This is a genomic window from Botryobacter ruber, from assembly GCF_003347595.2.
Classification (GTDB): domain Bacteria; phylum Bacteroidota; class Bacteroidia; order Cytophagales; family Hymenobacteraceae; genus Pontibacter; species Pontibacter ruber_A.
The window spans coordinates 77,091-102,945 of record NZ_QCZK02000058.1 but is presented as its reverse complement, the minus strand read 5'-3'; the positions used below and the strand labels follow the sequence as shown (position 1 = coordinate 102,945).

At 50.0% G+C, this 25,855-nt stretch carries 17 protein-coding genes and 1 riboswitch; of the genes, 8 read left to right on the top strand and 9 right to left on the bottom strand.

Annotated elements, in window-relative coordinates; all coding sequences use genetic code 11:
• Positions 1-166: 166 nt before the first annotated feature.
• Together DCW36_RS20540 and DCW36_RS20535 are read right to left on the bottom strand one after the other, a co-directional pair.
• Positions 167-820 (bottom strand): DUF4272 domain-containing protein, encoded by a 654-nt coding sequence (locus DCW36_RS20540; protein WP_114782682.1) that lies wholly within the window; start codon positions 818-820, stop codon positions 167-169.
• Between the two features lie 695 nt (positions 821-1,515).
• On the bottom strand, positions 1,516-1,914 hold the full coding sequence (locus DCW36_RS20535) for a hypothetical protein (RefSeq protein ID WP_114782681.1): 399 nt from the start codon (positions 1,912-1,914) through the stop codon (positions 1,516-1,518).
• Positions 1,915-2,060: 146 nt separating this feature from the next.
• Here DCW36_RS20535 and hppD point away from each other — a divergent pair, with 146 nt between their 5' ends.
• The 6 genes from hppD (at position 2,061) to DCW36_RS20505 (ending at position 15,515) form a co-directional block, all read left to right on the top strand.
• Positions 2,061-3,155 (top strand): 4-hydroxyphenylpyruvate dioxygenase, encoded by a 1,095-nt coding sequence (gene hppD, locus DCW36_RS20530; RefSeq protein ID WP_114782680.1) that lies wholly within the window; start codon positions 2,061-2,063, stop codon positions 3,153-3,155.
• Positions 3,156-3,319: 164 nt separating this feature from the next.
• Positions 3,320-5,050 (top strand): phospho-sugar mutase, encoded by a 1,731-nt coding sequence (locus DCW36_RS20525; RefSeq protein ID WP_114782679.1) that lies wholly within the window; start codon positions 3,320-3,322, stop codon positions 5,048-5,050.
• Positions 5,051-5,502: 452 nt separating this feature from the next.
• Positions 5,503-10,065, top strand: a complete 4,563-nt coding sequence (locus DCW36_RS20520; protein ID WP_164891203.1) for a DUF7619 domain-containing protein — start codon at positions 5,503-5,505, stop codon at positions 10,063-10,065.
• A gap of 222 nt (positions 10,066-10,287) precedes the next feature.
• The gene (locus DCW36_RS20515; RefSeq protein WP_114782685.1) at positions 10,288-12,186 is read left to right on the top strand and encodes a M61 family metallopeptidase; all 1,899 of its coding nucleotides are present in this window, start codon (positions 10,288-10,290) and stop codon (positions 12,184-12,186) included.
• Between the two features lie 180 nt (positions 12,187-12,366).
• The gene (locus DCW36_RS20510) at positions 12,367-14,706 is read left to right on the top strand and encodes a TonB-dependent receptor (RefSeq protein ID WP_114782677.1); all 2,340 of its coding nucleotides are present in this window, start codon (positions 12,367-12,369) and stop codon (positions 14,704-14,706) included.
• On the top strand, positions 14,706-15,515 hold the full coding sequence (locus tag DCW36_RS20505) for a DUF4249 domain-containing protein (protein WP_114782676.1): 810 nt from the start codon (positions 14,706-14,708) through the stop codon (positions 15,513-15,515). The genes DCW36_RS20510 and DCW36_RS20505 overlap by 1 nt, the downstream gene beginning before the upstream one ends.
• Before the next feature lie 145 nt (positions 15,516-15,660).
• Here DCW36_RS20505 and DCW36_RS20500 read toward each other — a convergent pair whose 3' ends face one another.
• From DCW36_RS20500 to DCW36_RS20485, 4 genes are all read right to left on the bottom strand, one after another.
• The gene (locus DCW36_RS20500) at positions 15,661-16,476 is read right to left on the bottom strand and encodes a purine-nucleoside phosphorylase (protein ID WP_114782675.1); all 816 of its coding nucleotides are present in this window, start codon (positions 16,474-16,476) and stop codon (positions 15,661-15,663) included.
• A gap of 417 nt (positions 16,477-16,893) precedes the next feature.
• Positions 16,894-18,666: a signal peptide peptidase SppA gene (gene sppA, locus DCW36_RS20495; RefSeq protein ID WP_114782674.1), complete on the bottom strand. Its 1,773-nt coding sequence runs from the start codon at positions 18,664-18,666 to the stop codon at positions 16,894-16,896.
• A 329-nt stretch (positions 18,667-18,995) separates the two neighbouring features.
• Positions 18,996-19,970, bottom strand: coding sequence for a tryptophan--tRNA ligase (gene trpS / locus DCW36_RS20490; protein WP_114782673.1), 975 nt, complete (start codon positions 19,968-19,970; stop codon positions 18,996-18,998).
• A 129-nt stretch (positions 19,971-20,099) separates the two neighbouring features.
• The gene (locus DCW36_RS20485; RefSeq protein WP_114782672.1) at positions 20,100-20,891 is read right to left on the bottom strand and encodes a queuosine precursor transporter; all 792 of its coding nucleotides are present in this window, start codon (positions 20,889-20,891) and stop codon (positions 20,100-20,102) included.
• A gap of 175 nt (positions 20,892-21,066) precedes the next feature.
• On the opposite strand from DCW36_RS20485, the gene DCW36_RS20480 reads away from it, so the two are divergent.
• Together DCW36_RS20480 and DCW36_RS20475 are read left to right on the top strand one after the other, a co-directional pair.
• Positions 21,067-21,885 (top strand): hypothetical protein, encoded by an 819-nt coding sequence (locus DCW36_RS20480; protein WP_125185416.1) that lies wholly within the window; start codon positions 21,067-21,069, stop codon positions 21,883-21,885.
• A 36-nt stretch (positions 21,886-21,921) separates the two neighbouring features.
• Positions 21,922-22,527 carry a hypothetical protein gene (locus DCW36_RS20475; protein WP_240676257.1) on the top strand — a complete coding sequence of 202 codons (606 nt, stop codon included), beginning with the start codon at positions 21,922-21,924 and terminating at the stop codon, positions 22,525-22,527.
• A 182-nt stretch (positions 22,528-22,709) separates the two neighbouring features.
• Here the strand turns inward: DCW36_RS20475 and DCW36_RS20470 are convergent, their stop codons facing one another.
• The 3 genes from DCW36_RS20470 to DCW36_RS20460 are packed head-to-tail and all read right to left on the bottom strand — an operon-like array spanning position 22,710 to position 25,057.
• On the bottom strand, positions 22,710-23,663 hold the full coding sequence (locus tag DCW36_RS20470) for a ribonuclease Z (RefSeq protein ID WP_114782670.1): 954 nt from the start codon (positions 23,661-23,663) through the stop codon (positions 22,710-22,712).
• A gap of 14 nt (positions 23,664-23,677) precedes the next feature.
• Positions 23,678-24,055 carry an STAS domain-containing protein gene (locus DCW36_RS20465; protein WP_114782669.1) on the bottom strand — a complete coding sequence of 126 codons (378 nt, stop codon included), beginning with the start codon at positions 24,053-24,055 and terminating at the stop codon, positions 23,678-23,680.
• A 60-nt stretch (positions 24,056-24,115) separates the two neighbouring features.
• Positions 24,116-25,057 (bottom strand): phosphoribosylaminoimidazolesuccinocarboxamide synthase, encoded by a 942-nt coding sequence (locus DCW36_RS20460; RefSeq protein WP_114782668.1) that lies wholly within the window; start codon positions 25,055-25,057, stop codon positions 24,116-24,118.
• Positions 25,058-25,610: 553 nt separating this feature from the next.
• A riboswitch (SAM riboswitch) is annotated at positions 25,611-25,718 on the top strand.
• Positions 25,719-25,855: the final 137 nt, after the last annotated feature.

Sequence of the window (25,855 nt, the reverse complement as noted above, 5' to 3'; positions counted from 1 at the left end):
TTAACCTCGGCTCAAGCAGCTACTGCTGCTACTGGCTTTGAACCTTCGCTTGCAGTAGCTCATTTTTTAAATTCTTATTTCAAATTTGCCACAACGGTACTCGTGCAGCCGATGGGCGAGGCATTGCCGAGCATAAAGGTTGAACCTTGTTGTACACAGTTGTTCTTTATGTGTCCAAAGAAATGCTGTCCCACTCATACTCATTGTAGCAAGTATATTCAAGTGCCTTTCTTCTTTCCATTATTATATCTAAATCAATTTTATCAGATTCTTTGCCCGTCAAATCATTGGCTCTTGCGAACCAATGGGCACGGTAAAATTTATCTAGCATTTCAAAAATCTCTAAGCGACCTCTTAGCTTGAATTTCTTAATAAATGATTCTGCTGATTCATTTTTCTCGATTTTAGGTGTCATAGATGCAAGAGAATCTTCAACACCTGTATTGAAAGTCAATTTATTATGAAGCCCGCCTATCCAAGCAAATGTCCAAATAGCTTCCACATACCAATAAATATCTATTTGGTCCTGCTCTGGCAAATCCTGATAGTTCGATTGCAGATACCTCTTCTCATCACTCGTCAAGTAGTCTGAGAGTTCATTGTCTTCAATCCACTTTTTTATGATTTGATTTGGAGCTTCAAGATAAAGTTGAAAAATAGCTAAATGAACCATCATTCTCTTAGCTATTTGTTCGGGGTCTCTAAAGCTTGGGCTATCCAGATAAGGAAGATGTTCAATCACGTCAATTCCATTCGAACGCAAGAGCTTTGTATTCCTTGATTTAATTTCTTCTGGTTTTATTTTCTGGTTGAACCACATTTGTTTTCAATTATGTACAACTATAGTATAAACGTAATACCCACAAACCTACGGTTTACAAACATACGCTTATCTGCACTATATGCGGAGTAGGTTCCTTTCTGCTCCGGATGTAGCTTTTTTGGCCCCGGAACAGCGGAATCCGGCTCGTTTGCCGAAGTGGTATCCGTACAGCAAGATAAGGAAATAATTCAAAAATCAGTTTTATCCCGTACTTATTTTTTCCCCAGTACTTTTTTCTGCAAGCCCCTTTCCCTGCCTAAACATTACCCGAAATCATACTACAGCGCCTGCCACCACAGGTGCTGCTGAACAATACCTGGCGCTGCTGCACACATGTTAGGCCTAAAAAGCCGTGGAAATACATCACCAGAAGTCGGTTAGCCTACATATCCGTTTTAAACGTTTATACCTGTTTACAAACGTTTAATTAACGGCTATGGGCGAAGACAAAAAAACTACCTCTGCTACAAAACGTTTACCTGCTCCTTGACCACCACAAAATCCTCATCGTCAACCAACAGCCCTACATGGACGGCAAAAGCTAAGAAAAAAATCTGCTGCACCTGCCACCACAGCCACAGCTGCTGCTGCAAATACCTATTGAACATAAAAAACGCACCCGCCCATGCCAAAGCATAAGCGGGTGCGTCCGTAATATAGCTGCCCGGAAAGGGCTTGAATGTTGTTAGTTCTTACTCAGCTTTCCAGAGCTCGCGTACCTGGTTTCCGATCACCACCACAAAACGGGCCGGGTTCGGGACCAGTACCAGGCGCATCTCTACCCCCGGGAACTCATCCGACTCTACCCAAACGCCGTCCTTCTCGCCATCGGGCTTCGTACCCTCGCCGTTCAGCGAGCTGGCCAGGTAAGCAGACGGCACCAGCACATCGGTATCCGATTTCAGCTTATCATGTACATCTTCCAGCACCTCCTCCAGGTAATCACCGTAATCATCATTAAAGTCGTCTTCCAGGTCGTGCAGCTCCTCTTCAATGTCGTCGTAGCGCTCATCGTTGTAGTTCAGCGACTCCAGTTCTTCTTTTTTCTGGATAATGGCGATAAGGGAGTTGTTCAGGTCTGTTGCGTTCATGGTTTGTGCGATTTTTTACAAAGTTGAGAACATGTACCAGCAATTGCAAATTCTGTAATCGATAATTTGCTTTATCCGTTATTCATTTTAACAAAAGCAGAAAAAATGTATTTTTACTTAGTTCAGCACCACTAACCACCAACGCTATGGCTGCAGATATCCTCCCGCTCAACGGCACCGACCACATCGAGTTTTATGTAGGCAACGCCAAACAGGCTGCCCATTTCTACCAATCGGCTTTCGGTTTTGAACTGGTGGCCTACGCCGGTCCCGAAACCGGCCTCCGCGACAGGGCCTCCTACGTGCTCAGCCAGGGCAAGGTTCGACTGGTCTTCACTACCTCCCTCCAACCCGACACCGACATCGAACAGCACGTGCACCTGCACGGCGACGGGGTAAAGGTGCTGGCGCTCTGGGTAGACGATGCCTATAAATCCTTCCACGACACCGTGGCACGCGGCGCCAGACCGGCAAAGGAACCCGTTACGCTGACCGACGAACACGGCGAAGTTAAACTCGCCTCCATCCATACCTACGGCGATACCATCCACACCTTCGTGGAGCGCCACAACTACACCGGCCCTTTTATGCCGGGCTATGTGGCGCGGAAATCCGGTTTTCAAACAGCGCCCGTGGGACTGAAGTACGTAGACCATTGCGTAGGCAACGTGGAGTTGGGCAAGATGAACGAATGGGTGGAATTCTATGAAAAAGTGATGGGCTTCTGCCTCATGGTTACCTTCGACGACAAAGACATCAGTACCGAGTACACCGCCCTTATGTCGAAAGTAGTTTCCAACGGCAACGGCTACATCAAATTCCCGATAAACGAACCGGCACAGGGGCGGAAGAAGTCGCAGATAGACGAGTACCTGGAGTTTTACCGCGGTGCAGGCGTTCAGCATATTGCCGTAGCCACTGACGACATCCTGCACACGGTGGCTGAACTGCGCAGGCGGGGTGTCGAATTCCTGTACGTTCCCGACACCTACTACGACGACCTCTTCGACCGCGTAGGCAGGATTGACGAGGATATGCCGGCCCTGAAGGAGCAGAACATCCTCGTAGACCGCGACGACGAAGGATACCTGCTCCAGATCTTTACCAAACCCGTAGAAGACCGTCCTACCCTGTTTTTTGAGATCATCCAGCGGAAAGGTGCCAGGTCGTTTGGCAAAGGGAATTTTAAAGCGCTTTTCGAAGCCATTGAGCGGGAGCAGGCACTACGCGGCAATCTTTAGTTAAAATAAATGCTATCCGCTATATATTTACTACAGAATTTAATTAATTTGACCCCATAAAACTGCTATTCCCGCTCTTCCGGCATAATGTAAGCCAGAAGAAGTGCTGCCTGAAGCGCAGTGACCGGCAACTAATTTACAATTCAAGATATAAAAATTAACGTATGGAAACAGCTATCCGCCAGAAAGTAGATGCCTGGCTTAACGGCAATTACGACGAAGCCACTAAAAAAGAAATACAGCAACTGCTCGACAACAACCAGCATGATGCCCTGGCCGATGCTTTTTACCAGGACCTGGAATTTGGAACGGGCGGTCTGCGTGGCATTATGGGCGTTGGCAGCAACCGCATGAACCGCTACACGCTGGGCATGGCAACCCAGGGCCTGAGCAATTACCTGAAGCAGAACTTCCCGGACCAGCAGGTGAAAGTGGCCATTGCCCACGACAGCCGCAACAACTCCGATGTTTTCGCCCGCATAGCCGCTGACATCTTCTCGGCCAACGGCATCAAAGTTTACCTCTTCAAGGAGCTGCGCCCTACGCCGGAGCTTTCATTTGCCATCCGCCACCTGGGCTGCCAGAGCGGTGTTGTGATTACGGCTTCGCACAACCCCAAAGAATACAACGGCTACAAAGCCTACTGGAACGACGGCGGCCAGGTAACGGCCCCGCACGATAAAAACATCATTGCCGAAGTAAACAAAATCAAGTCGATCGACGAGGTGAAGTTTGAGGCAAAGCCAGAGAACATCGAACTGATTGGTGAAGAAGTAGACGAAGCGTACCTGAAGGCGGTAGAAGGACTGTCCATTTCGCAGGATGCCATCAAGCGCCAGCACGACATGAAGATCGTGTTCACCCCGCTGCACGGCACCGGCATCACGCTGGTTCCCGAAATCCTGAAACGCTTCGGCTTCACGAATGTGCACATCGTGGAAGAGCAGGCCATTTCGGACGGCAACTTCCCGACGGTGGTGTACCCGAACCCGGAAGAAAAAGAAGCCATGTCGCTGGCCCTGAAAAAAGCCGCCGAACTCGACGCCGACCTGGTACTCGCCACCGACCCCGATTCCGACCGCGTGGGCATTGCCGTTAAAAACAACCAAGGCGAATTCGTGCTGCTGAACGGTAACCAGACCGGCAGTCTGCTCATCAACTACCTGCTGCTGGCCTGGCAAAAATCCGGTAAACTCACAGGCAAAGAGTTCGTGGTAAAAACCATCGTAACCACCGACCTTATCAAAGAGATTGCCGAAAGCTACGGCGTAAAAATGTACGAAACCCTCACCGGCTTCAAGTACATTGCCGAACTCATCAAGCAACTCGAAGGCAAGGAGCAGTACATTGGCGGCGGCGAAGAAAGCTACGGCTACCTGGCCGGCGACTTCGTGCGCGACAAAGACGCCATCTCGTCCTGCGCCCTGATAGCCGAAATGGCAGCCGTAGCCAAAGACAACGGCCAGAGCCTCTTCGACATGATGCTGGAGATGTACACCAAGTACAATTTCTACAAAGAAGAGCTGGTATCGATCACGAAAAAAGGCATGCGCGGCGCCGAAGAAATCCAGCAGATGATGCAGGACATGCGCGCCAACCCGCCGCAAACACTGGCCGGCTCCAAGATCGTACAGGTAAGCGACTACAAATCCGGCACCCGCAAAAACCAGCAAACCGGCGAAGAAACCAAGCTAGACCTGGAAAGCTCCAACGTGCTGCAGTACCTCACCGAAGACGGCAGCAAAGTATCGGCCCGTCCGTCCGGCACCGAGCCCAAGATCAAGTTCTACTTCAGCGTAAAAGAGCCGCTTGCCTCGGCTGATGATTTTGATAAAGTAAATCAGAAGCTGAGCGAGAAGATTCAGCAGATTATGAGTGACCTGAAGCTAAAGTAACAGCTTCAGTACATTTTAACAGCAGCCTGTATCGCTAATTGTGCGGTACAGGCTGTTTTTTTTAATCTCTGCAGCAGCCACCAAACCTGCTGCACTCCTGTTTTTCGAAACAAGCCAAGCATTTATACCAAATCATATTCGTCGCCTTCCATAAATACATTTACTCCTTGTCATCTTGGAAAGATCCTGTGGGCGAGCCTCACGCAGGCCAGCTACCATAGTTTATAGAAAGAAAGGTAATTTTTGAACTATTTGGTATTATTATGCCTCTCAAAGTTTAGATAATTCTTTTAGGTTGTTGCGAATTAGCTGTTAAAAGTAATGGAGCTAAAAAAATAGCAAGAACAATTAAAAAATATCTCATTTTAACAGGTATATTTAAATATTCAAAAAGTTATATCCGAAAAATAACAATGCAGGCACCAGACACCATTTTCAGACACCTGTTTTCTGTGAGAGCTGTTATAGCCTTTTTTATATTTTGCTTCGCATTTGCAGCAGCATCATTCGCGCAGACACCAGTCTATAAACCTGCTTATATTTTAGGAACAAGTCTGAACAACGCGCAGGATATTGTTGTCGGAGATGATGGCTTGCTTTACATTGCCGATAACCTCTCCGTTCGCGCATTCGACACATTCGGAAACTTTAAACATGAGTACAATATCAAACCTGATAATATTAGCTGGCTCAGACCATTTCGTGTCAGTCGGGATGTGGAAGGAAATATTTATGTTCTAACGGAAGCCAATGGAAAAATTCAGAAAATTAATCCTGCCGGCCAGACTGTCCTGGAATTTAAACTTGATAATCCGATTTACAGGAACCTGGATTACAGCCCTATGGGCCTGGTGGTGGATAAGGAAGGAATCATATATGTAGCAGATACCTGGGGAAGCCAAATTCAGAAGTTCGATCAGCAGGGGAAGCTGCTCGGGGTAATTGGAAAGTTTGGTTCTAAGATTGGTGAATTTAACCGGCCAATGGATCTCGCCCTTGATGCCGCAGGAAACCTGTACGTGAATGACACCATGAACGGTAGAATTCAGGTGTTTACAAAAGATGGCGTATTCTTAAAACAGATTACAGTCCCAACCAGCATTCCCGGATTTTTTTTACACTCCGAAATTGCTGTAGATGCCCAGGGCAATGTTTATGTGCCGGATGTACAGGCACAGACAATTAGGGTGTACAATGCGGAAGGAAACCTGGTAAGAAGGTTTGGAACTGAAGGAAGTGGCAATGGCCAGTTTGACAGTAGTCGGTTAAGTGTAGCGGTAGATGCAAACGGGAACATTTATGTGGGGGAGGGTAATAAACCCCGTGTGCAGAAGTTTTCGCCGGCTGGCGAGTTCGTATCAGGCTTCGGATATAACAGGCCCGATAACACAGCTGCCGATACGGACTTTATAGATGCTCCCTATCTGGTAGAATCAGATGCTGTCGGTAACTTTTTTGTTGCCGGCAAATCCGACTTTATCCAGAAAATTGATAAAAATGGTACTCCACTTTTTGTTTTCGGAGGCAGTGGTGAAAATGATGGGCAAATTCCTGTTAGAATCCGCGATATGAAAACCGACCGGGATGGAAATCTGTATGTGTTGGCGGCAAACACGAAGGGTTCAGTGCATAAATTTAATTCCCGCGGCGAATTCATGTTTAAATTTGCGCCCGTTTCCAATACAGGATTTTATTCATATACCTCACTTAACACTCCTTATGGTATTGCGCTGGATTTTGACGGTAATGTTTATATATCAGACAAATACCATATCTTTAAGTACGATCCCGAAGGCAAGCTTGTCGCCAATATTTCTCTTAGAACCAATAGTGGAATAGCCTTTCAATTTGATGGTTTGCACCAGCCTGAATCTAATAAGGCAATAGATTTTACTGTTTCAAGCGAGGGGCAAATTTATATAACTGTAAAGGAAAACAACAGTATCAGGATTAAGAGGTTTGATGCGTCAGGAGTCTTTATTTCCGATTTTACGTCATTAGATTTCCCTGCTTATGCCAATCTGAGTAATATTGATTTTGATGAAGCCAATAACCTGTATACTGCAGAGGAAGGTTATCTGAAAAAGTATGATCCTGTTACAGGAGCTTTGTTAGCCAAAAGTGCATTCCACCCTTACATGATTTACATCGGAAGCAAAATTTCTGTTAATGCTTCGGGTTCAAGCATTTTGGTGACAGGCAGTCTTCATACTAGTTCAGAGCTTAGTATAAGCTGCTTTAAAGATGATTCGGAAGAAGAAGGTCTTTCAAGTCCAAACCTTATTGCTGGCTCCGTTTTCAATGATATTAATTCTAATTGCCTCCATGATGATAACCAGGGAATGGAGGGAATAGTGGTTGAGGCGTCACCGGGCCCTTTCTATGGACTGACAGATAAGGCAGGGAAATATTCGATTGCGGTTGGCGAAGGCAAGTTTACCGTTAAGCAGGTGTTAACGCAACAAACTAAATTAAGGAGTATAGAGCAGCTTTGCCCTGCAGCGGATGGAGAACATACTGTGTTCTTTAATTCAACGGGTAGTACAACGGGCAATATAAATTTTGCCAATAAGGCTCCGCTCGTCCCCTACCTCTCCATCAGTGTCTCTTCCAATAGCCGCCGCCGCTGCTTTCCCGGCACCACCACCGTCAGCTACTCCAACACCGGCTTCGCCCCAGCCGAAAATGCTAAAGTACACCTGCATCTGCCCGAGCATGTGGTCCTGAAATCAGCAGACAAACCCTACACCCGCCGCTCCGACGGTACCTATGTCTTTGAAGCAGGAACGCTCGCAGCAGGGGCCAATGGCACTATCACCATCCAGGACTCCGTCATCTGCGGAAACGAAGCCATCCGCGGCCTCACTGTCTGCACTAAAGCCTGGATCACGCCCGGCAACCAGCCTGCTACCGGCAAAGCCACCACCACCGTTACCGGCAGGTGCTACTACGGATCAGGCGAGGTACGCTTTGTGATTAAGAACACCGGCCAGGCAGCGATGCAGACACCTAAACAGTACCGCATTTTTAAGGACGCACAGCTTTCGGCCAAAGAAAACTACCAGCTGGCTGCCGGCGACAGCCTGGTGCTGCTCATTCCCGCCGAAGGCAAGACCCTGCGCCTGGAAGCAGACCAACCCGATGGAAACAGCGATAACCTCCTGGCTAGCGCCACCGTGGAAGGCTGCCGCGTTATTGCCACCCGCATTGCCTTCAGCACCGGCTTTGTCAACGCCCTGCCTGCCGATGACGAAGAAGCTGAGGTAGCCGAGGAATGCCTCCCCATCATCGATTCCTACGACCCGAATGATAAGCTGGTGACGCCTGTGGGACTGACAGAGGAAAACTACACCCCTACCAACACACCGCTCAAGTACAAGATCCGCTTCCAGAATACCGGAACAGACGTGGCTTACCGGGTGGTGGTGGTTGACACTTTATCTGAGCACCTGGACCTGAGCACACTGCAAATGGGCACTTCCTCCCACAACTACACCTTTTCGGTGAGCGGCAAAGGACAGCCCGTGCTCACCTGGACTTTTAACAACATCCTGCTGCCCGACTCCACCAGCAACGAGCCCGGCAGCCACGGCTACATCCAGTTCAGCATCAGGCCGAAAGCAGAGCTGCCCGAGAAAACAGCCATCGAAAACTTTGCCGACATCTTCTTCGACTACAACTCCCCCGTCCGCACCAATGTGACGGTCAACCGCATCTACGATCTGCCGCAGGAAATACAGGAGGAGAATAGGATCGTAATAGACGAGATTCTCATGACACCTGCCATTGCAGCCTTCGTGCCGGAATCAGGGAAGTTTGGAGCAGAGGTAGTGGTAACAGGCGCTAAATTCTCTGATGAGCTGCAGGAAAACAAGGTCTACTTCAACGGCGTGGCAGCAGAAGTTGTGGAGGCAGGTGCAGACAAGCTCACAGTAAGGGTACCTGCAGGCGCCACAACCGGAACACTAAAAGTCGTGACCACCCATGGCGGCACCAGCAGCAGTGCCAGCTTCACGGTTTACCAGCCCCCGCTGGTTAGCAGCTTCAGCCCGATAGAAGGTATCGCCGGCAGCGAGGTGACGCTGCAGGGAGAACACCTGGAATCTGCGCTGCTGGAAAAGGTACTGCTGGGGAATGAAGAATGCCAGGTCATCAGCAGCAGTGCAGGCTCAGTAACAGTCAAAGTGCCAGCCGGAGCGACTACAGGTGTCTTCACCGTTCAGAGCAAAGGCGGCAGCACGGAGAGCAATAGCAATTACAGGGTCTGGAATAATCCTGCTATCACTTCTTTCGATAAAGAGATGGAGCGCGTGGGCGGAAAGGTAATGCTGCACGGGCAGAACTTTGCACCGGAAGTAATCCGAAACAAAGTTCGCTTTGGTAACCTGCAGGCAGAGGTGCTGCAGGCAAGTGAGCAGGCACTGCAGGTACGGGTACCGGAGGGCGCCAGAACAGGCATAGTAAGCGTCACTACACCCGGCGGCACTGCCTCCAAAACTTTTGAAATCATCCCTGCGCCCCTTCTAACAGCTGTGCATCCGCCCAGCGCCAGTGTGGGCACCGTAGTAGAACTTCGTGGGGAATATTTCCTGGTGCTGGGCAAGCAGGATACGGTGAGTTTTGCAGGTACAGTGGCTGTGGTGACAGGTGCAACAGATAAATTGCTGAAGGTGCGGGTGCCGAAAGGAGCCGCAACAGGCAAGATAGTGGTAGCAGGCAGTGGCGGTCGTGCCGAAGCAGCGTTTACCGTAGAAGCGCTCACACCACAGCAGGCCATCGAACTCTATCCCAACCCAAGCCCCGGCAGGTTTACGGTGGACTTTATCAAAGCTGACTTTGAGGTGCAGGGGGTGCAGGTATTCGATGCTACCGGCAGGCTGGTACACCAGCAGCAGCTAAGCGCAGGACAGGCAGAAAAGCTGGAGGTGGACCTGCGGGAGAAAGAAGCGGGTGTTTATACGGTGATCGTCCAGACAGAGCGGGGGAAGGTGGTGAAACGGGTGTCGCTGCTGTAGATGAAAATGCTAAATCGCAAATCAGATTAGCTGACAAAATAATACGAGCCAGCCAGCACAGTCCTTCAAAATCCGGAGCAGTGGCTGTGGTGGCAGGTGCAGCAAGGTTTCAGGCCCGGGCGTTGGTAGATGTTATTGGCGTTTTGGTCTAAAACACTGCACTTGTTAATCTAAATAAAGCCGCGCTACGTTAACTTAGCATCATCGCTTAACTTCATGTACATGATGCTAAAAAATACGTTCCTCCTGTTTGGCCTTTGCCTGCTCCTTGGTTACACGGGTTTGGCGCAGGACCAGCAGGAACAACCCGGCACAGCACTTCCCTATAATGTCACCATCGACCTGACGCAGGTAAAAAACGACAAGGTTATGGTAACGCTGCTGCCGCCCCCGATCCAGCAAAACGAAATTATCTATAACATGCCCAAGATTGTGCCGGGCACCTACTCCATCTCCGACTTCGGCAAATTTGTTACGGAACTGAAGGCCTATGATAAAAGCGGAAAGCTGCTGGAAGTACAGAAACTCGACACCAACCGCTGGAAGATAAAAAAAGCCACAGCCCTGCACAAAATCACCTATTGGGTGGATGATACCTTTGATACCCCGAAGCGGGAAGACGTGCTGTTTGAACCCGGCGGCACCAACATCGAAGCCAGCAAGAATTTCCTGCTCAACACATTCGGGTTTGTCGGCTACTTCGATAACCTGAAGCAGGTGCCGTATGTGCTCAACGTTACCAAACCCGACGGCTTTTACGGCTCTACGCCCCTCAAAGCTACAGCCACCACAGCCACTGCCGATACCTACCGGCTCGACAGCTATATGGAACTGGCAGATAACCCGCTCATGTACAACAAACCCGACACCACTGTACTCAACCTGGGCAATACCGAGGTGCTGGTATCGGTGTATTCACCATCCGGGCGTGTTACATCCAAACCCATCGCCACAAACGTGAAGGACATCCTGGAGGCACAGCGCAGCTACCTGGGCGGCACACTGCCTGTCGAGAAGTACGCTTTCCTGATTTATGTGCCCGAGCGGCCCGGAAAATCAGGTTCATTCGGTGCTTTGGAGCACTCCTACTCCTCGGTTTATTACCTGCCCGAAATGCCGGCGGCCATGTTCAGCTCCACCATCCGCGATGTGGCGGCCCATGAATTTTTTCACATCGTGACGCCGCTTTCCATCCATTCCGAAGAGATCGGCAACTTCGATTACATTAACCCTAAAATGTCGAAGCATCTCTGGCTGTACGAGGGCGTAACGGAATATTTTGCCTCGCATGTGCAGGTGTACGAAAAGCTGATATCGGTGGAGGAGTACCTGGATAAGGTGCGCCAGTATATCTACGCTTCCCAAAACTTTAACGACACCCTCCCCTTTACCGAAATGAGTGCCCGCGTGCTCGAGGAGTACAAAGACGAGTACGGCAACGTGTACCAGAAAGGCGCCTTAATCGGGTTGACACTTGATATCCGGCTCCGGGAATTGTCGGACGGGAAATACGGTCTTCGGAACCTGATGCAGGACCTGGCCAGAACCTATGGCAAAGATGTGCCTTTCCGGGATGAGGAGCTGTTTGATAAAATTACCGACCTCACCTTTCCTGAAATCCGTGAGTTCTTTGCACGCTATGTTGAAGGCTCTGAGCCGCTGCCCCTGGAGGAAACGTTTCATAAAGTGGGTATCGTGTACGAGCCCGTATCTACGCAAATGGTAAACTCCTACGGCGGTTTTATTCCCGGTTACGATAAGGAGACAGATCACATCACGGTGTCAGATATGGGCGAACTGGATGAATTCGGTGAGCAAATCGGTTTCCAGCCCGGCGACCAGCTGCTGGCTATGAACGGAAAAGAAATAACCCCCGGAAACATTCGTGAAATAATCGGAGAAGACCTGCAGGCGTTAACGCCGGGCAGCAAAATCGAGTTTACCGTCGGGCGCAAAAACAAATCAGGAAAGCTAAAAGAGCTAAAGCTCCGCGGAAAAGTAACTGCTGTTCCCCGCCAGTCTGTCCATTTACTCGAACTGGCACCCGATGCAACGGAGCAACAACTCCGCTTACGTGCCGCCTGGTTAAACCGCGATGCAACGCTTATTTCAGAACCCTGATTCTCCGGATACAATTTCGTTTTGGTTCCGCCTCCAGTTAACTATGAATCAAGCCATTGGGCTATCAAAATTTATTGGCTGTCTTTCAAAACAATCAGCCGTTGCTGTTAGTTATGTGTACAGTTTACCAGTTAATTTAACACAACTTATCCCAACCAACATATTTTCAACTCAAGCTACATGCGCCCCTCTTTTTTACAGCTAACGCTGCTACTCCTGTTTTTTTCACTGACTGCCTCCCCGCCCCTTTTTGCACAGCAAACCGGGAAAATCAGTGGTTACGTACGTGCTGCTGACGGTAACGGTGTGTTGCCTGGTGCAACAGTGGCTGTACCGGCCCTGGGCCTTGGCGCCAACACCGACAGCAAAGGCTTTTACACGCTGCCCCTGCCGGTTGGCAGCCATACCGTGCAGGTTACCTTTGTCGGCTACCAGACAGCCACCCGCTCGATCAGGGTTACAGAGAACAGCCAGACGGTCAGTTTCAGCCTGGAGCCTGCCAGCAGTCAGTTGCAGGAGGTGGTGGTGGAAGCAAATACGCTGAAGCAAAAATTCAACTCCACCCAGATGAGCGTGGATGTGCTGACTTCGCGTGAGGCCAAGTTACTGCCCGCCCTGTTCGGTGAGGTAGACCTGATCAAAACGCTGCAACTGAAGCCGGGGGTGCAGTCGGGTGGCGAAGGCTCCTCGGGCCTGTACGTGCGCGGTGGCGGCCCCGACCAGAACCTGGTCCTGTTAGACGATGCCATTATTTACAATGCGTCGCACCTGTTCGGTTTTTTCAGTGTGTTCAACCCCGATGCGGTGCACCAGGTGGAGCTGTACAAAGGCGGATTCCCTGCCCAGTTTGGCGGAAAGCTTTCGTCGGTGGTAGATGTAACGCAGCGCGAAGGAAACAACGAGAAAATCCAGGCTACCGGTGGCCTGGGCCTCATTTCGTCGCGCTTAACCCTGGATGGCCCCATCGTAAAAGACAAAGCCACCTTCCTGGTTTCGGGCCGCCGCACCTACTTCGATGTGTTTACAAGGCAGATCAACCGCCTGAATGAAGACAACAAAGACTACAGTCCCATTCCGGATTATTATTTCTACGACCTCAACGCCAAGCTGAATTACAGGCTTTCCAATACCGACGAGCTTTCTTTCAGCGGCTATTTCGGCCGCGATTTCTTTACCTTTAAAGATGCAGGTTTCAGCGCAGGCTTTAACTGGGGAAATAAAATGGGCGCCCTGAGCTGGCGGCGCAAACTGAGTCCCAACCTTTTTGCCACCACCACGCTCTCCGGCACCGGCTACCAGTATACCATCTCCAACAACATCGATGTATTTACTTTTAAACTTACCTCCGAAATAAACGATGTCGGTCTGAAAACGGATTTCGACCTGCTGCTGGACGGCGGGCACAGCGTAAAGTTCGGGGCCATGGGCACACGCCACCAGTTTACCATCGGCAACCTCAACTTCAACAGCCAGGACAACAGCCTGGCCATCGAAGCCGGCTCCGACTATGAAGCAACCGAATTCGGGCTTTATGCCGGCGACGATTTTGAAGTAAACCCGCAGCTGTCGGTTAACTACGGCTTGCGGTTTTCCGGCTTCAGCAGCGGCGGCAAAACGTATACCGGGTTGGAACCACGGTTTTCGGCAAAATATAAGCTCTCCGAAAGCCTCTCGCTCAAAGGCAGCTACGCCGGCATGCGCCAGTACATCCACCTGGCTACCAACTCTGGCGCCACCCTCCCCACCGATGTCTGGTACCCTTCCAACCAGTTTGTAGCGCCGCAGCGGTCGCAGCAGGCAGCGTTGGGCATCAGCAAGCTGCTGGCGGATGGCAAGTTCCTGCTCACCAACGAGCTGTACTACAAATGGATGCACAACCAGATCGACTTCCGTGATGGCGCCAACCTGTTTGTAAACGATAACCTGGAGCAGGACTTCCTGTTTGGCAAAGGCCGCAGCTACGGAAACGAGATTTACTTCGAGAAAATAAAAGGACGCACCACCGGCTGGATTGGCTACACCCTCTCCTGGACCTTCCGGAAATTCGACGGGCGCAACGGACAGGAAGACATCAACGATGGCAACTGGTTCCCGACACGCTACGACCGCCGCCACGACCTCAGCATAGTGCTGCTGCACAAACTAAAAGAACGCATCAGCCTGACGGGCGCCTTTGTGTACGGCAGCGGCAATGCTTTTTCGCTGCCCCTGGCCCGGTTTCCGTTTCAGGATGTGGAGGGGCGCGACCTGGAAGTGGTGCCGGTTTACTCCGACCGCAACAGCTTTAGGATGGCCGCTTACCACCGCCTGGACCTTGGGCTGGTCTGGAAGCTGCAGCCAAAGCGGGGCGAATCGGACCTGACGTTCAGCGTGTACAATGCCTACAACCGGCGCAACCCGTACTTTGTGTATTTCGACGAGGTAGAGGATGAGCAACAGCAGGTTCCTGTTTCGTTTAAGGCAAAGCAGGTGTCGTTGTTTCCTGTCATTCCTTCGGTTACCTATAACTTTAAATTCTAATGAAAAAGAAGCTATACCTTTGCATACAGCTGCTGAGTGTGCTCCTGCTGGGCGCCTGTAACCTGCAGAAGGACATTGAAGTTGTGTTGCCAGCGCATGAGCCGCAGCTGGTAGTGGAGTGTTACCTGGAGCCGGGCCAGCCCTACCGCCTGTCGGTGCTGGAAACGGTCAGCTATTTTGATACGCCACAAATACCTGTCGTGCCCGATGCCAAAGTTTTTATTACGCACAACGGACGGCAGATTGAACTTCCCTTCAAAATTTCCTTTGACGAGCAGTACCAGAAGTACTACACCCACAGCTCCACGGAAATCGTGAGCGGGAAACCGGGCGATGTGTACACGCTGGAAGTCTGGGACGGCACGGGACGCCGGGTAACGGGCACCACCAGCCTCCTCCAGCAGGTGCCAATCGACACAATCGAGTGGCGCTACAACAGCAAAGACGAAGCCATCCTGCTCACCTCGTTCCAGGACGATACGAATACGACCAACTATTACCGTTACCTGGTGCACAGCGACAGCCTACAGGAGGGAACCAACCGGGACATCGTGACCGATGATGCACTGGTAAAGGGGCAGCAGATTACGTTTGGCAGCGGGTACGAATTTGAAAAAGGCGACACCCTGACCGTGACGCTCTACCACATCGAAAAGAAATATCACGACTTCCTCAACTCCGTTTCCAATGCCCGTAACTCAAATGGCAATCCGTTTGGCCAGCCTTCCAAAGTCAAGTCTGCTGTAACGGGCGGGTTTGGCATATTTACTACCCTGGTGTATGACCGGAAGACGGTAATCATTGATTAGCAGGCTGTTTTTTCCTTTTCTGCTGCTGTCACCACAGCCTCTGCTCCTGCTACAAAACATTATAAAAACCAGAAAACGAAAACCCCTCAGCCTGTTGTTGAAAAATAACACAAGCTGAGGGATTTTGAATTTAGAGTTGTACCTGCTATTGCCGGCGGATGAGTTCCCGGATAAGAAGGGCCATTTTGGGTTCGGCCTGGGCGGCTGCATCCAGGATATCGGCCAGCAGAACTTTTTTAATTTTGTCGGGTGTGCACATATCGGTGATAACGGAAACGGCAAAAACAGGCAGCTCCATGTGGCGGGCTACAATCACTTCCGGCACGGTAGACATGCCCACCGCGTCTGCTCCGATAATGGTGAGGTAACGGTATTCGGCCTTTGTTTCGAGCATTGGTCCCGGCACACTCACATACACGCCTTCCTGCAGCTCAAATCCTTCGTCTTCGGCTATCACCATAGCCTGGCGCACCAGGGTTTCGTCGTACACCTCGCTCATATCCGGGAAGCGTGGCCCCAACTCGTCGTAGTTTTTACCGATAAGCGGGTTGGAAGGCTGCAGGTTGATGTGGTCGGTTAACACCATCAGGTCGCCTGTGTTGAACCGGGGGTTCAGGCCGCCAGCCGCGTTCGATACAAACAGTTTTTTTATGCCGATCCGCTCCATCACCCGCACCGGGAACACCACTTGCTCCATCGTGTAACCTTCGTAATAATGAAAGCGCCCCTGCATCACGACAACCTTCCGGTCGGCAAGCATTCCAAAAATTAACCGGCCGTTGTGGCTTTCTACAGTGGCTATGGGAAAGTTCGGAATAGTGTCGTAAGAAAGGGTAAACTGCACCTCCAACTCGTTTACCAGGTCCCCCAGGCCTGTCCCCAGGATAATCCCGAATTCAGGTACAAAGTCTGCAGTGTGTTGTTTGAGGAAAGCGGTAGTTTCTTTTAGTTGCTCGATCATGTTGTTAATGTGCTAATTGTTTGATGTGCTGATGTGCTGATGAAGCGCATGCTGGTGCGCAAATTAAAAAGATGCAGCGGACGAACCAACTCATTCTACCACAGGCACCACCCTTTCTGCCGTTTCTTTTTCCCAAACCGCTGGTGGTTGTGCTCCCGAAGCAGCTGAAGAACTTAAGCAACAGAGTGGTATATCGCCGAGTATGGAAGGGGTAAATTAATGCGTAATACCAAGGAGTAAAAAGGTCCATACGCTACAAAAAAGCCTTTAGCAGGCCTGAGTGCAGCTCGCCCACAAGATCCTTAACAGGATGACAAAAGGATGGCTTTCGACGGAAAACAGCACTGCCCGCGGGTGAAATACCGCGGGCAGTGCTGCTACTACTCAATCCAATTACACAACTGATTTTTCAACTTATTATTGAATGCTGATCTCGTATGGCAAACGTGCCTGTATGCCCTGCAGGCTTTGGACTTTTTTATACATTTTGTACATGGGGTAAAGCTCGCCCAGTTCTGCTTTCACGGCACGTTCTCTTACCTGCGAACCCATATCGCCGAACAGCTCTTCGAAGAAAGATTTTCTGCGTGGCAGTTCACGTAACTTGTAATCGTCTGCTATGCCGGCTTTGGCAGCCGCTATTTCAATGGCTTTCTCCATGCCGCCGTATACATCCACCAGGTTGCGCTTCTGCGCTTCTATGCCCGACCACACGCGTCCGGATGCAAACTGCTTGAGCTGCTCCTGCGTCATGCCCCGGCCCTCTGCCGCTTTGCGGGTAAACTCTTCGTAAATTTTATCGATCTCGCGCTGCACCACCTGCTTTTCAAAATCAGTCATTGGGCGGCTGACGGTAGGCACATCCGAATACTTACCGGTGGTTACGCGGTCTACGGTAATGCCGAGCTTGTTATTGAAAAAGCCTTGCAGGTTCGGCACAATGCCAAACACCCCAATGCTGCCGGTAATGGTGTTGGGGTGCGCCACAATCGTATCACAGCCCATGGCCAGGTAATAGCCTCCTGACGCCGCTACATCCGACATGGAAGCAATGACAGGCTTTTCTTTTTTGGTCAGCTGAATCTCGTTCCACATCACATCCGAAGCCAGGGCGCTTCCGCCCGGTGAGTTGATCCGGAGCACAACGGCTTTGATACGCTCGTCGGTGCGGGCCTGCCGGAGGGCATCGGCAAAACGAAGGCTGCCTACGTTGTCGTCTTTGCCCTCGCCGTCCACGATGTCACCATCTGCATAAATGATGGCAATCCTGTTTTTAGAGCTTCCTTCATCTTCCTCGTCTTCTTCGAGAACCGCATTTTTATATTCGCTCAGCTTCACGAGTCCAAGTTTTTCTTTTTCCTCCACACCGGCCTGCTCCTTCAGGTAAGCGATGGCATCCGAATAATAGGCTACATCGGTAATCAGGCCAAACTTTTTAGCGTCTTCGGCATTGTGCACGAGCATGTTTTCCGAAATGTTTTTCAGCTCTTCGTATGTTTTCCCCCTCGCCTTGGCAATGTTCTGCAGCTGGAAATCATTGATGGAATTCAGGAAGGATGTCATTTGGGTACGGTTGGCCTCGCTCATTTCTTCGAGGATAAAAGGCTCTACGGCGCTTTTAAATTCACCTACTTTAAAGATCTGAGGTTTAATATCGAGCTTTTCCAGGGTGCCTTTAAAGAAGAAAACTTCGGAGCTGATGCCGTTAAACTCCAGCGTGCCCATCGGGTTCAGGTAGATTTTATCTGCTACCGAAGCCAGGTAATAGGCTTTCTCGGAAGTTATGTCGCCATACGAAACAATGAACTTACCGGACTTTTTGAATTCGATCAGCTCGTTCCGGATTTCTTCGAGTTTGGCCATACCGGCATCCACTACGGTCATGTTCAGAAAAATACCCTTGATGTTATCGTCTTTGGCAGCTTTGCGGATAGATGCTTTTATCTGGTCCAGGCCATCGGTACCGGAAAAGCCGGCAAACGAAAACCCAAGTTCATTAAAAGGTCCCTGCGGATCCCGCTCGGCTATAGGTTTATTGAGCTTCAGTTCCAGCACCGAATTTTCGGCAATCTCTATTTCACCTTTCGAGGCGGTACTGGCAATGATGCCGAACAGGATCAGAATACCTATAAAAAAGAATATGAACAGGCCCAGCAGGGTTGCCAGTACATATTTGAGAAAATTTAACATATGTTGTCTGTGTTTTAGCTGTATTAAATTTGCCGTTGTGTTAGCGGCTTATGCAATAATAAGCAAAAAAATTACGCAAAGTTCAACGCTGTGGCGGTCGTTTCCGGACTATTCTACCAACCATTGTATTTTATAGACTAAAACTGATTTTTGCGTTTTTGGTTGTGAAGAATAAGGAGCTTGTTCCTTGGAAGGAGCAGCGGGAGTGGTGACTGCAGCAGCAGACTTTTTCAGACTGCTAAACTGGAAAAAGGATACAAAACAAGAAAGGCAGAACCCACAACAAACTGCTGTGTTTTCTGCCTTTCCGGATTTTTATAGGAGGAGAATTAATACCCCAGTTTCTGCCGTACCCGCTGCAGCACAGGACCTGCAATGGCTTTTGCTTTTTCTGCGCCTTCGTGTAACTTTTTGTCGATTTCCGGCAGGTTGTTCATGTAGTAATTAAAGAGTTCGCGCTCTCTGGCATACTTCCGGATGATCAGTTCAAACAGGGCCTGCTTGGCATGCCCGTAGCCATAGCCGCCACTCAGGTAGTTCTGGCGCATTACTTCCGTATCTTCGGGCGTAGCCAGCAACGAGAAGAGTTTATAGACGGTATCGCTGTCCGGGTCTTTGGGTTCTTCCAGGGGTGTGCTGTCGGTAATGATACTTTTCACCGTTTTCTTCAGCTCCTTCTCCGGCACAAAAATATCGATGATGTTGCCATACGACTTGCTCATTTTCTCGCCGTTCAGCCCCGGTACGGTCATCACGGCTTCGTTTGTTCTGGCTTCCGGCAGCACAAACGTTTCGCCGTACTGGTGGTTAAATGAGCTGGCAATGTCGCGGGTAATTTCCAGGTGCTGAATCTGGTCTTTGCCTACCGGAATAAAATTGGCATCGTATAGCAGGATGTCGGCCGCCATTAAAACCGGGTAGGTAAACAAACCGGCGTTTACATCGGACAAGCCGCGCCTGCTGGATTTATCTTTAAACGAGTGAGCGTTGGCCAGCATCGGGAACGGCGCGAAGCAGTTCAGGTACCAGGCCAGTTCCGTCACCATCGGCACATCCGACTGGCGGTAGAAAATATGTTTATCAGTATCGAACCCGAAGGCCAGCCAGGCTGCTGCTACCGAATAGGTGTTGTAGCGCAGTTCTGCCGCGTCGCGAACGGTGGTAAGCGAGTGCAGGTCCGCAATAAAAAACAAAGCTTCATCTCCTGATGTCTCAGAAAGCTCGATGGCGGGAATAATTGCCCCCAGCAGGTTGCCCAGGTGCGGTCTGCCGGTGCTTTGTATACCTGTAAGGTAACGTGCCATAGTTTGTGTTAAATTAGTTATGCCCGCAAATTAAATGAAAATCGGGCTCGAAAGGAAATCCAACCCTTTATTCTGTTTCGGCTCCTCCTGTTTCCGGTGTTTTGGAGCGGGCTTCAAGTTTGCCGGAATTTACACTTCACTCTCCACTGCCGCCTCTTCTACCAGCTTTTCGGCTTCTCTTGCCCCCAGGTAGTTATCGATCAGGTAATGGGCCAGGTACAGCAACGGCGTAAGCACAATGGCGACAAAAAACTTGTAGAGGTAATTGATGGCGGCCACCGACAGCACCTGCTTCAGCGACCAGTTGCCAAAGAAGTAGAATGCAATAAAAAGCACCACCAGGCTGTCGATGAGCTGCGACACCAGCGTGGAACCGGTGGCACGAAGCCAGATTTTCCGGCTGCCGGTAAAGCGGCGGAGCCAGTGAAAAACCGTTGCGTCCAGGAACTGCGAGATAAGAAAGGCCGTCACGGAACCGATGATGATGCCCAGGCCCTGGCGGTAGATGCTGTTAAAGGCAAAATCAATGTTGAAGGGGTTGCCCTGTGTGTCGGTGCTGTTCACTTCCAGCCAGAACTGCGCAGGCGGCAGACCGGTTACGATGGTAATCACCAGGAAAGCATACAGGATGAGCGCCACCGTCAGGAGACTTACTTTCTTCACGCCTTCTTTCCCAAAGTACTCGTTTATGATGTCGGTCGTGATAAAAACCACCGGCCAGATGATAACGCCTGCCGTCAGGTTAAAATCCAGTTTGTTGCCCAGGATGTTGAGTTGCGCCCCGGGAAGGCCAAACACCGCCTCCCCCGAAAATATTTTCACCCCGATGAGTTCGGCCAGCAGCGCATTCGAAATAAAAATTCCGCTCAGCACCAAAAATAAATTTGTTCGCTTTTTCTGTTGGGTAGCCGTGTAATGCATTGTCTGAAGAATGTCGGTTTTATTGCCTCAGGAGCCTTCCTCCTCCCCTTAACTTCTAAAGATAACAGCTAAATTTATTTTCTCCGAAAGCTCCTGGTTAAAAGCCTATATTAGCACTTTTTAATTTAAATTATTTTACTTAATTTTAGTACTATTCACACACAAACATTTTACTATGAGAAAAGCATTCATCATTGGCCTAGCTGCCGGTCTGTGCCTGGCCTATCAGCAGGCTACAGCACAGGCAGGCATGCTGAACAGGCTGAAGCAAAAAGCCGAAAGTGCAGCAGAAGGCGCCCTGGACAGGGCCATCAGTGGTAAAAAAGCTGCCAATGGCAGTTCCTCCGCCGACAGCGGCTACTCCGGTTCTTCGGAAGGTTCCGGAACAGCGGCAAACAGCGGCCGCGCCCGGAACAAAGGCGGCGAGGGACTGGTAACCACGCCACCGGATGTAAAGCAGCACCTGGGCGATGCCGAAGGTGCCTTTAAATCCAAAAACTACAACGAAGCCCGCTATGCCGTGCAGCAGGCCATGCTGGGAGTGGAAATGGAGATAGGCCAGAAAATACTGAAGTCGCTGCCCGACGTGATTGCCAATCTGAAAAAAGACGAGAAAACGGACCAGGTAACCAGCATGGGCTGGGGCTGGGCCGGGCTTACCATCCTGCGCCAATACACCGACCAGCAGGAAAAGGAGTTGCGGGTAACCGTGGCAAACAACACGGCCATGCTTACCGCTATGAACTACTTCCTGGCCAACGGCAGCTATGCCCAAACCACAGGCGGCGAGCAAAACTGGAAACAGACCAAAGTAAAAGGACACCGTGCCGTAATTGAATACGATGCCGACGCGGGTTACAAGCTTTCCGTGCCGCTGGGGCAATCGTCGCTGCTGGTGTATGAAGGCGTGAACTTTAAGAATGAGCAGGAAATAATGGCAGCGGCCGGTGCTGTAGATATCGATAACATCAAAAAAATGCTGGGCGAGCAATAAGGGCCGGCGAAACTTAAATCAGAAAATTCATTTGCTATGAAAAAAATACTCGTTAGCACCGTTTCCCTTTGCCTGCTGGCATTTGCTTCGAATGGACAGGCCTTTACCAGCAACCTCGACGAAGCCCGAAAATCCTACACTTCCGGCAACCTCTCCGATTCCCGGGCTGCCATGGCACAGATGCTGCACGACATTGACATCGAGATAGGAAGGGAACTCCTGAAGCTGCTCCCCCCGAAAATGGAAGCACTCGCAGCCAACACCAAAGACGACAACGTTACCAGCGGCGCTTCTTCGTTTGGCATGGGCCTGCTGGTGCATCGTACCTACGGCACCGATACTCTGAACTCGGCCAGTATCGACATTATCAACAATTCGCCGCTCATCAACTCGCTGCAGGCGCTGCTTTCGTTACCCTTCGTCGCCAATTCCGACCCGAACCAGAAGGTGGTGAAGGTACAGGGGCATAAAGCCATCCTGAATAAAATGGAGGGCGCCGCAGCCGGTAAAACAGATTACGAACTACAGATTCCGCTTCAGAACACGCTCATTTCATTCAAGCTCAACGATGCCAAAGAAGAAAGCGTGCTGAAACTGGCCAGCACCATTCCCTTGGATAAAATTGCCCAGATGGCGAAGTAAAGCAGCTGCCATTTCGCAGCCCCCACCCCCAAGCCACCAGCAAATAAAATCCGCTCTGTACGGGCACCCCTCGCGGGTGCCCAACTCAAAGCACCCAAGCCCCCAATAGCCCTACCCCAAATTTCCACCACAGGAGCCCCAAAAATCCTCTCTGCACCTGCCTCCACAGCCACTGCTCCACGCTATTCCGCTTTCTGCATCTGCAGCTGCACAATCTCCTTCTCCTCCACCTGGAAAATATTCCCCTCAACAGCCAGGCTGCTCTGTGGGAAAACATCCAGTGCTTCGTGCAACAGGGGCGTGAGGTCTTTGTAACGCACCGAGAAGTGGCCCAGCAACAGGTGGCGCACCTGGGCGGCGGCAGCAAGTTCGGCAGCCTGGGCGGCCGTGCTGTGATAGGTGTAGCTGGCACGCTCACGCAACTCATCGGCAAAGGTAGCCTCGTGGTAGAGCAGATCCACGTGGCGCAGGTGAGGCAGCAGATCGGGTTTAAAGCGGCTGTCAGAGCAGAAGGCGTAGCTGCGGCTTTTCTTTGGCTCCAGGGTTACTTCCGCATTGAGCACAAGTAAACTCCCATCCGCATCGGTTATATCTTCGCCCCGTTTCAAAGCTACCAGCTGTGCATGTGTTAAAAAGGCGGGCAATTTTTCTTTTATCAGCGGACGTGGCCTGGGCTTTTCCCGGAACAGGAAACCGCAGCAGGGTATCCGGTGCTCCATCGGGATGGTATGTACGGTAATATCCTTGTCTTCAAAAATCTGCTGGTATACGGTGGTATCCAGCTCGTGGAAAACAAGATCGAAGGTCAGGTTTGTGCCGGAATATTTGAACTGGAGACTTAGTATTTCCGAAAGGCCGGGCGGACCGAACAGGTGGAGTGGTGTGTGGCGGCCCTGCAGGTGCATGGTAGAGAGCAGGCCGGGAAGGCCGAAGTAGTGGTCGCCGTGGAGGTGGCTGATGTAGATGTTGCAAATGCGCTGATGCTTTATTTTGTATCGCATCAGCTGCATTTGCGTACCTTCACCACAGTCAATCAGGTGGTGCTGATTGCCGATGGTTAGTAATTGTGCTGTAGGATGCCTGTTTGCCGAGGGCGTGGCCGACGAACTTCCCAGTATTCTGAGTTCGAATTCCACTTACAGGCAGCAGCTTAGTCTTCTTTCTTTGTCAGGTCCTGCTCAATCTCGTGCAGAAACACACGATCAATCGCTTCTTCAACAGTTGGCAGAATGTGCAATACAGATTCCAGTTTGGAAATGCTGATGAGTTTCATCACATGGTCCTGCAGGCCGGTCAGGATAAGCAGGCCGTTGGAGGAGTTGCATAACCTGTTGGCGATCAGGATAGAGCTAAGGCCGGAGGAATCAGTATACTTTACATTTGACAGATCTAGGATCAGGTTCACTATTCCTTCTGCGTTCAACTTCACAAATTCAGACTTAAGATCCGGTGCTATGGAAGCATCCAGTTTCTTCTCATCGATTGTAATTATAGTGTAGTTTTCTTTTTTATCAATCGTGTACTTCATAGAGCTATCAGTAAGGATTATATATGCGAATGTACCAATAAATCGTGTAAATAGTAAGTCTTAGGCTTTAAAAATGTTTTCCGCAACGCGCTGCTCTATACGGGCAAGTGCATTTTCGTAGGGCTGTTTTGCAAACTGCTGACCGGTTACGACTTCAAAAAGTTCGATGTAACGTTCTGATATCCTGTTCACCACCTCGTCTGTCATCTCCGGCACCTGCTGCCCTTCTTTCCCCTGAAAGCCATTCTCAATAAGCCACTGTCTTACGAACTCTTTCGATAATTGTTTCTGCGGTTCGTTATTTTTTTGCCTTTCTTCGTACCCTTCGCTGTAAAAGTAGCGCGACGAGTCGGGCGTATGAATCTCATCGATCAGGTAAATCTGGCCGTTGTAGGTACCAAATTCATATTTCGTATCTACCAGAATCAGCCCACGCTGCGCCGCCAGCTCGGTTCCGCGAGCAAATAACGACCGCGTAAAAAGCTCTAAGTTAGAATAATCTTTTTCAGATGCAAGACCTTTTGCTAAAATTTCTTCCCGGGAGATATCTTCGTCGTGCCCTTCGTCGGCTTTGGTGGTGGGGGTAATAATGGGCTGCGGCAGTTTATCGTTTTCTTTTAAGCCTTCCGGTAACGGTACGCCACACAGCACGCGCTTGCCTGCTTTATACTCGCGCCAGGCATGCCCAGCCAGGTAGCCCCTGATCACCATTTCTACTTTAAAAGGCTCGCACTTGTACCCAATGGTTACATTCGGGTCGGGTGACGACAGCACCCAGTTCGGAACAATATCGGCGGTAGCTTTCAGAAACAGGCTGGCTATCTGGTTCAGCACCTGCCCTTTGTATGGTATAGCCCGTGGCAGCACCACATCGAAAGCCGATATACGATCTGTGGCTACAATTGCCAGCTTGTCTTCGAAATAGTAAACATCACGTACCTTGCCTTTGTAAAAGCCGGTTTGCCCTTTAAAGGAAAAGTTTGTCTCTTTGATGGCTTCCATTAATCTTTCAGGTTTTATGTATGCACAAAGGTAGTAAAGAAAGTTAGAAAGTTAGAGAGTTAGAGAGTTTGGGAGTTAGAAAGGTAGAAGGGTAGAAAGGTAGTTATTTTGTAGGGGTTGAAGATTTTCAACCCTGTAACAAAGAGGTAGAGAGGTTAAGGGTATGGCTGTAGAGACGCGGTGCCCGTGTCTCCTGCACAAACCACAAACAAATCGAATCAATCCTGCTGTTCCTTAAATCTTCTTAATCGTGTTCAGACAAAAAATCCAGTTAATCCCAAAATCTGACGAATCCAAATTCAGACAAACATAAAATCACACCCATCATGCCATCCTGCCATCAACGGTTCAGACAAACAGCAGAGGCAATGGTGGCAGGCACAGAAAAGGGTTGAAGATTTTCAACCCCTACAAACTTCTAACTCTCTAACTCCTAAACTCTTTAACTTTCTATCTTAGCTAACGAATAACTAAAAAAAGGCATTTTTTCTTGGATATCAGAGAATCGCCCCCTATTATTGCAGCATCAAGTCAATTATCCCTAAAGGATTTTGATTTATAAAGAAGAGTGGAGAGACAGGCTCTGAGAAACTCTAGCAACCTAACTGCCACGGTTAAGGTGCTAATTCCTGATTCCGAAACGTTCGGAAGAATATAAATTGATAACAAGATGAAAAAGGGAATCAATCATACGCAGCAACATTCTATTCTTACGGCACCAGTACTGCCACTTTTTTCCTATGCCTGTACATCTGCTCCCATGCCCCTGGGTGCCTGTTGCTGTTGTTAATCCGGTAA

Coding starts and splice junctions, on each gene's coding strand:
- DCW36_RS20515 (WP_114782685.1), top strand. CDS start 10,288: ATGATGCTAAAAAATACGTTCCTCCTGTTTGGCCTTTGCCTGCTCCTT.
- DCW36_RS20485 (WP_114782672.1), bottom strand. CDS start 20,891: ATGCATTACACGGCTACCCAACAGAAAAAGCGAACAAATTTATTTTTG.
- DCW36_RS20525 (WP_114782679.1), top strand. CDS start 3,320: ATGGAAACAGCTATCCGCCAGAAAGTAGATGCCTGGCTTAACGGCAAT.
- DCW36_RS20460 (WP_114782668.1), bottom strand. CDS start 25,057: ATGGAAGCCATCAAAGAGACAAACTTTTCCTTTAAAGGGCAAACCGGC.
- DCW36_RS20500 (WP_114782675.1), bottom strand. CDS start 16,476: ATGATCGAGCAACTAAAAGAAACTACCGCTTTCCTCAAACAACACACT.
- DCW36_RS20535 (WP_114782681.1), bottom strand. CDS start 1,914: ATGAACGCAACAGACCTGAACAACTCCCTTATCGCCATTATCCAGAAA.
- DCW36_RS20480 (WP_125185416.1), top strand. CDS start 21,067: ATGAGAAAAGCATTCATCATTGGCCTAGCTGCCGGTCTGTGCCTGGCC.
- DCW36_RS20540 (WP_114782682.1), bottom strand. CDS start 820: ATGTGGTTCAACCAGAAAATAAAACCAGAAGAAATTAAATCAAGGAAT.
- DCW36_RS20505 (WP_114782676.1), top strand. CDS start 14,706: ATGAAAAAGAAGCTATACCTTTGCATACAGCTGCTGAGTGTGCTCCTG.
- sppA (WP_114782674.1), bottom strand. CDS start 18,666: ATGTTAAATTTTCTCAAATATGTACTGGCAACCCTGCTGGGCCTGTTC.
- DCW36_RS20465 (WP_114782669.1), bottom strand. CDS start 24,055: ATGAAGTACACGATTGATAAAAAAGAAAACTACACTATAATTACAATC.
- trpS (WP_114782673.1), bottom strand. CDS start 19,970: ATGGCACGTTACCTTACAGGTATACAAAGCACCGGCAGACCGCACCTG.
- hppD (WP_114782680.1), top strand. CDS start 2,061: ATGGCTGCAGATATCCTCCCGCTCAACGGCACCGACCACATCGAGTTT.
- DCW36_RS20510 (WP_114782677.1), top strand. CDS start 12,367: ATGCGCCCCTCTTTTTTACAGCTAACGCTGCTACTCCTGTTTTTTTCA.
- DCW36_RS20475 (WP_240676257.1), top strand. CDS start 21,922: ATGAAAAAAATACTCGTTAGCACCGTTTCCCTTTGCCTGCTGGCATTT.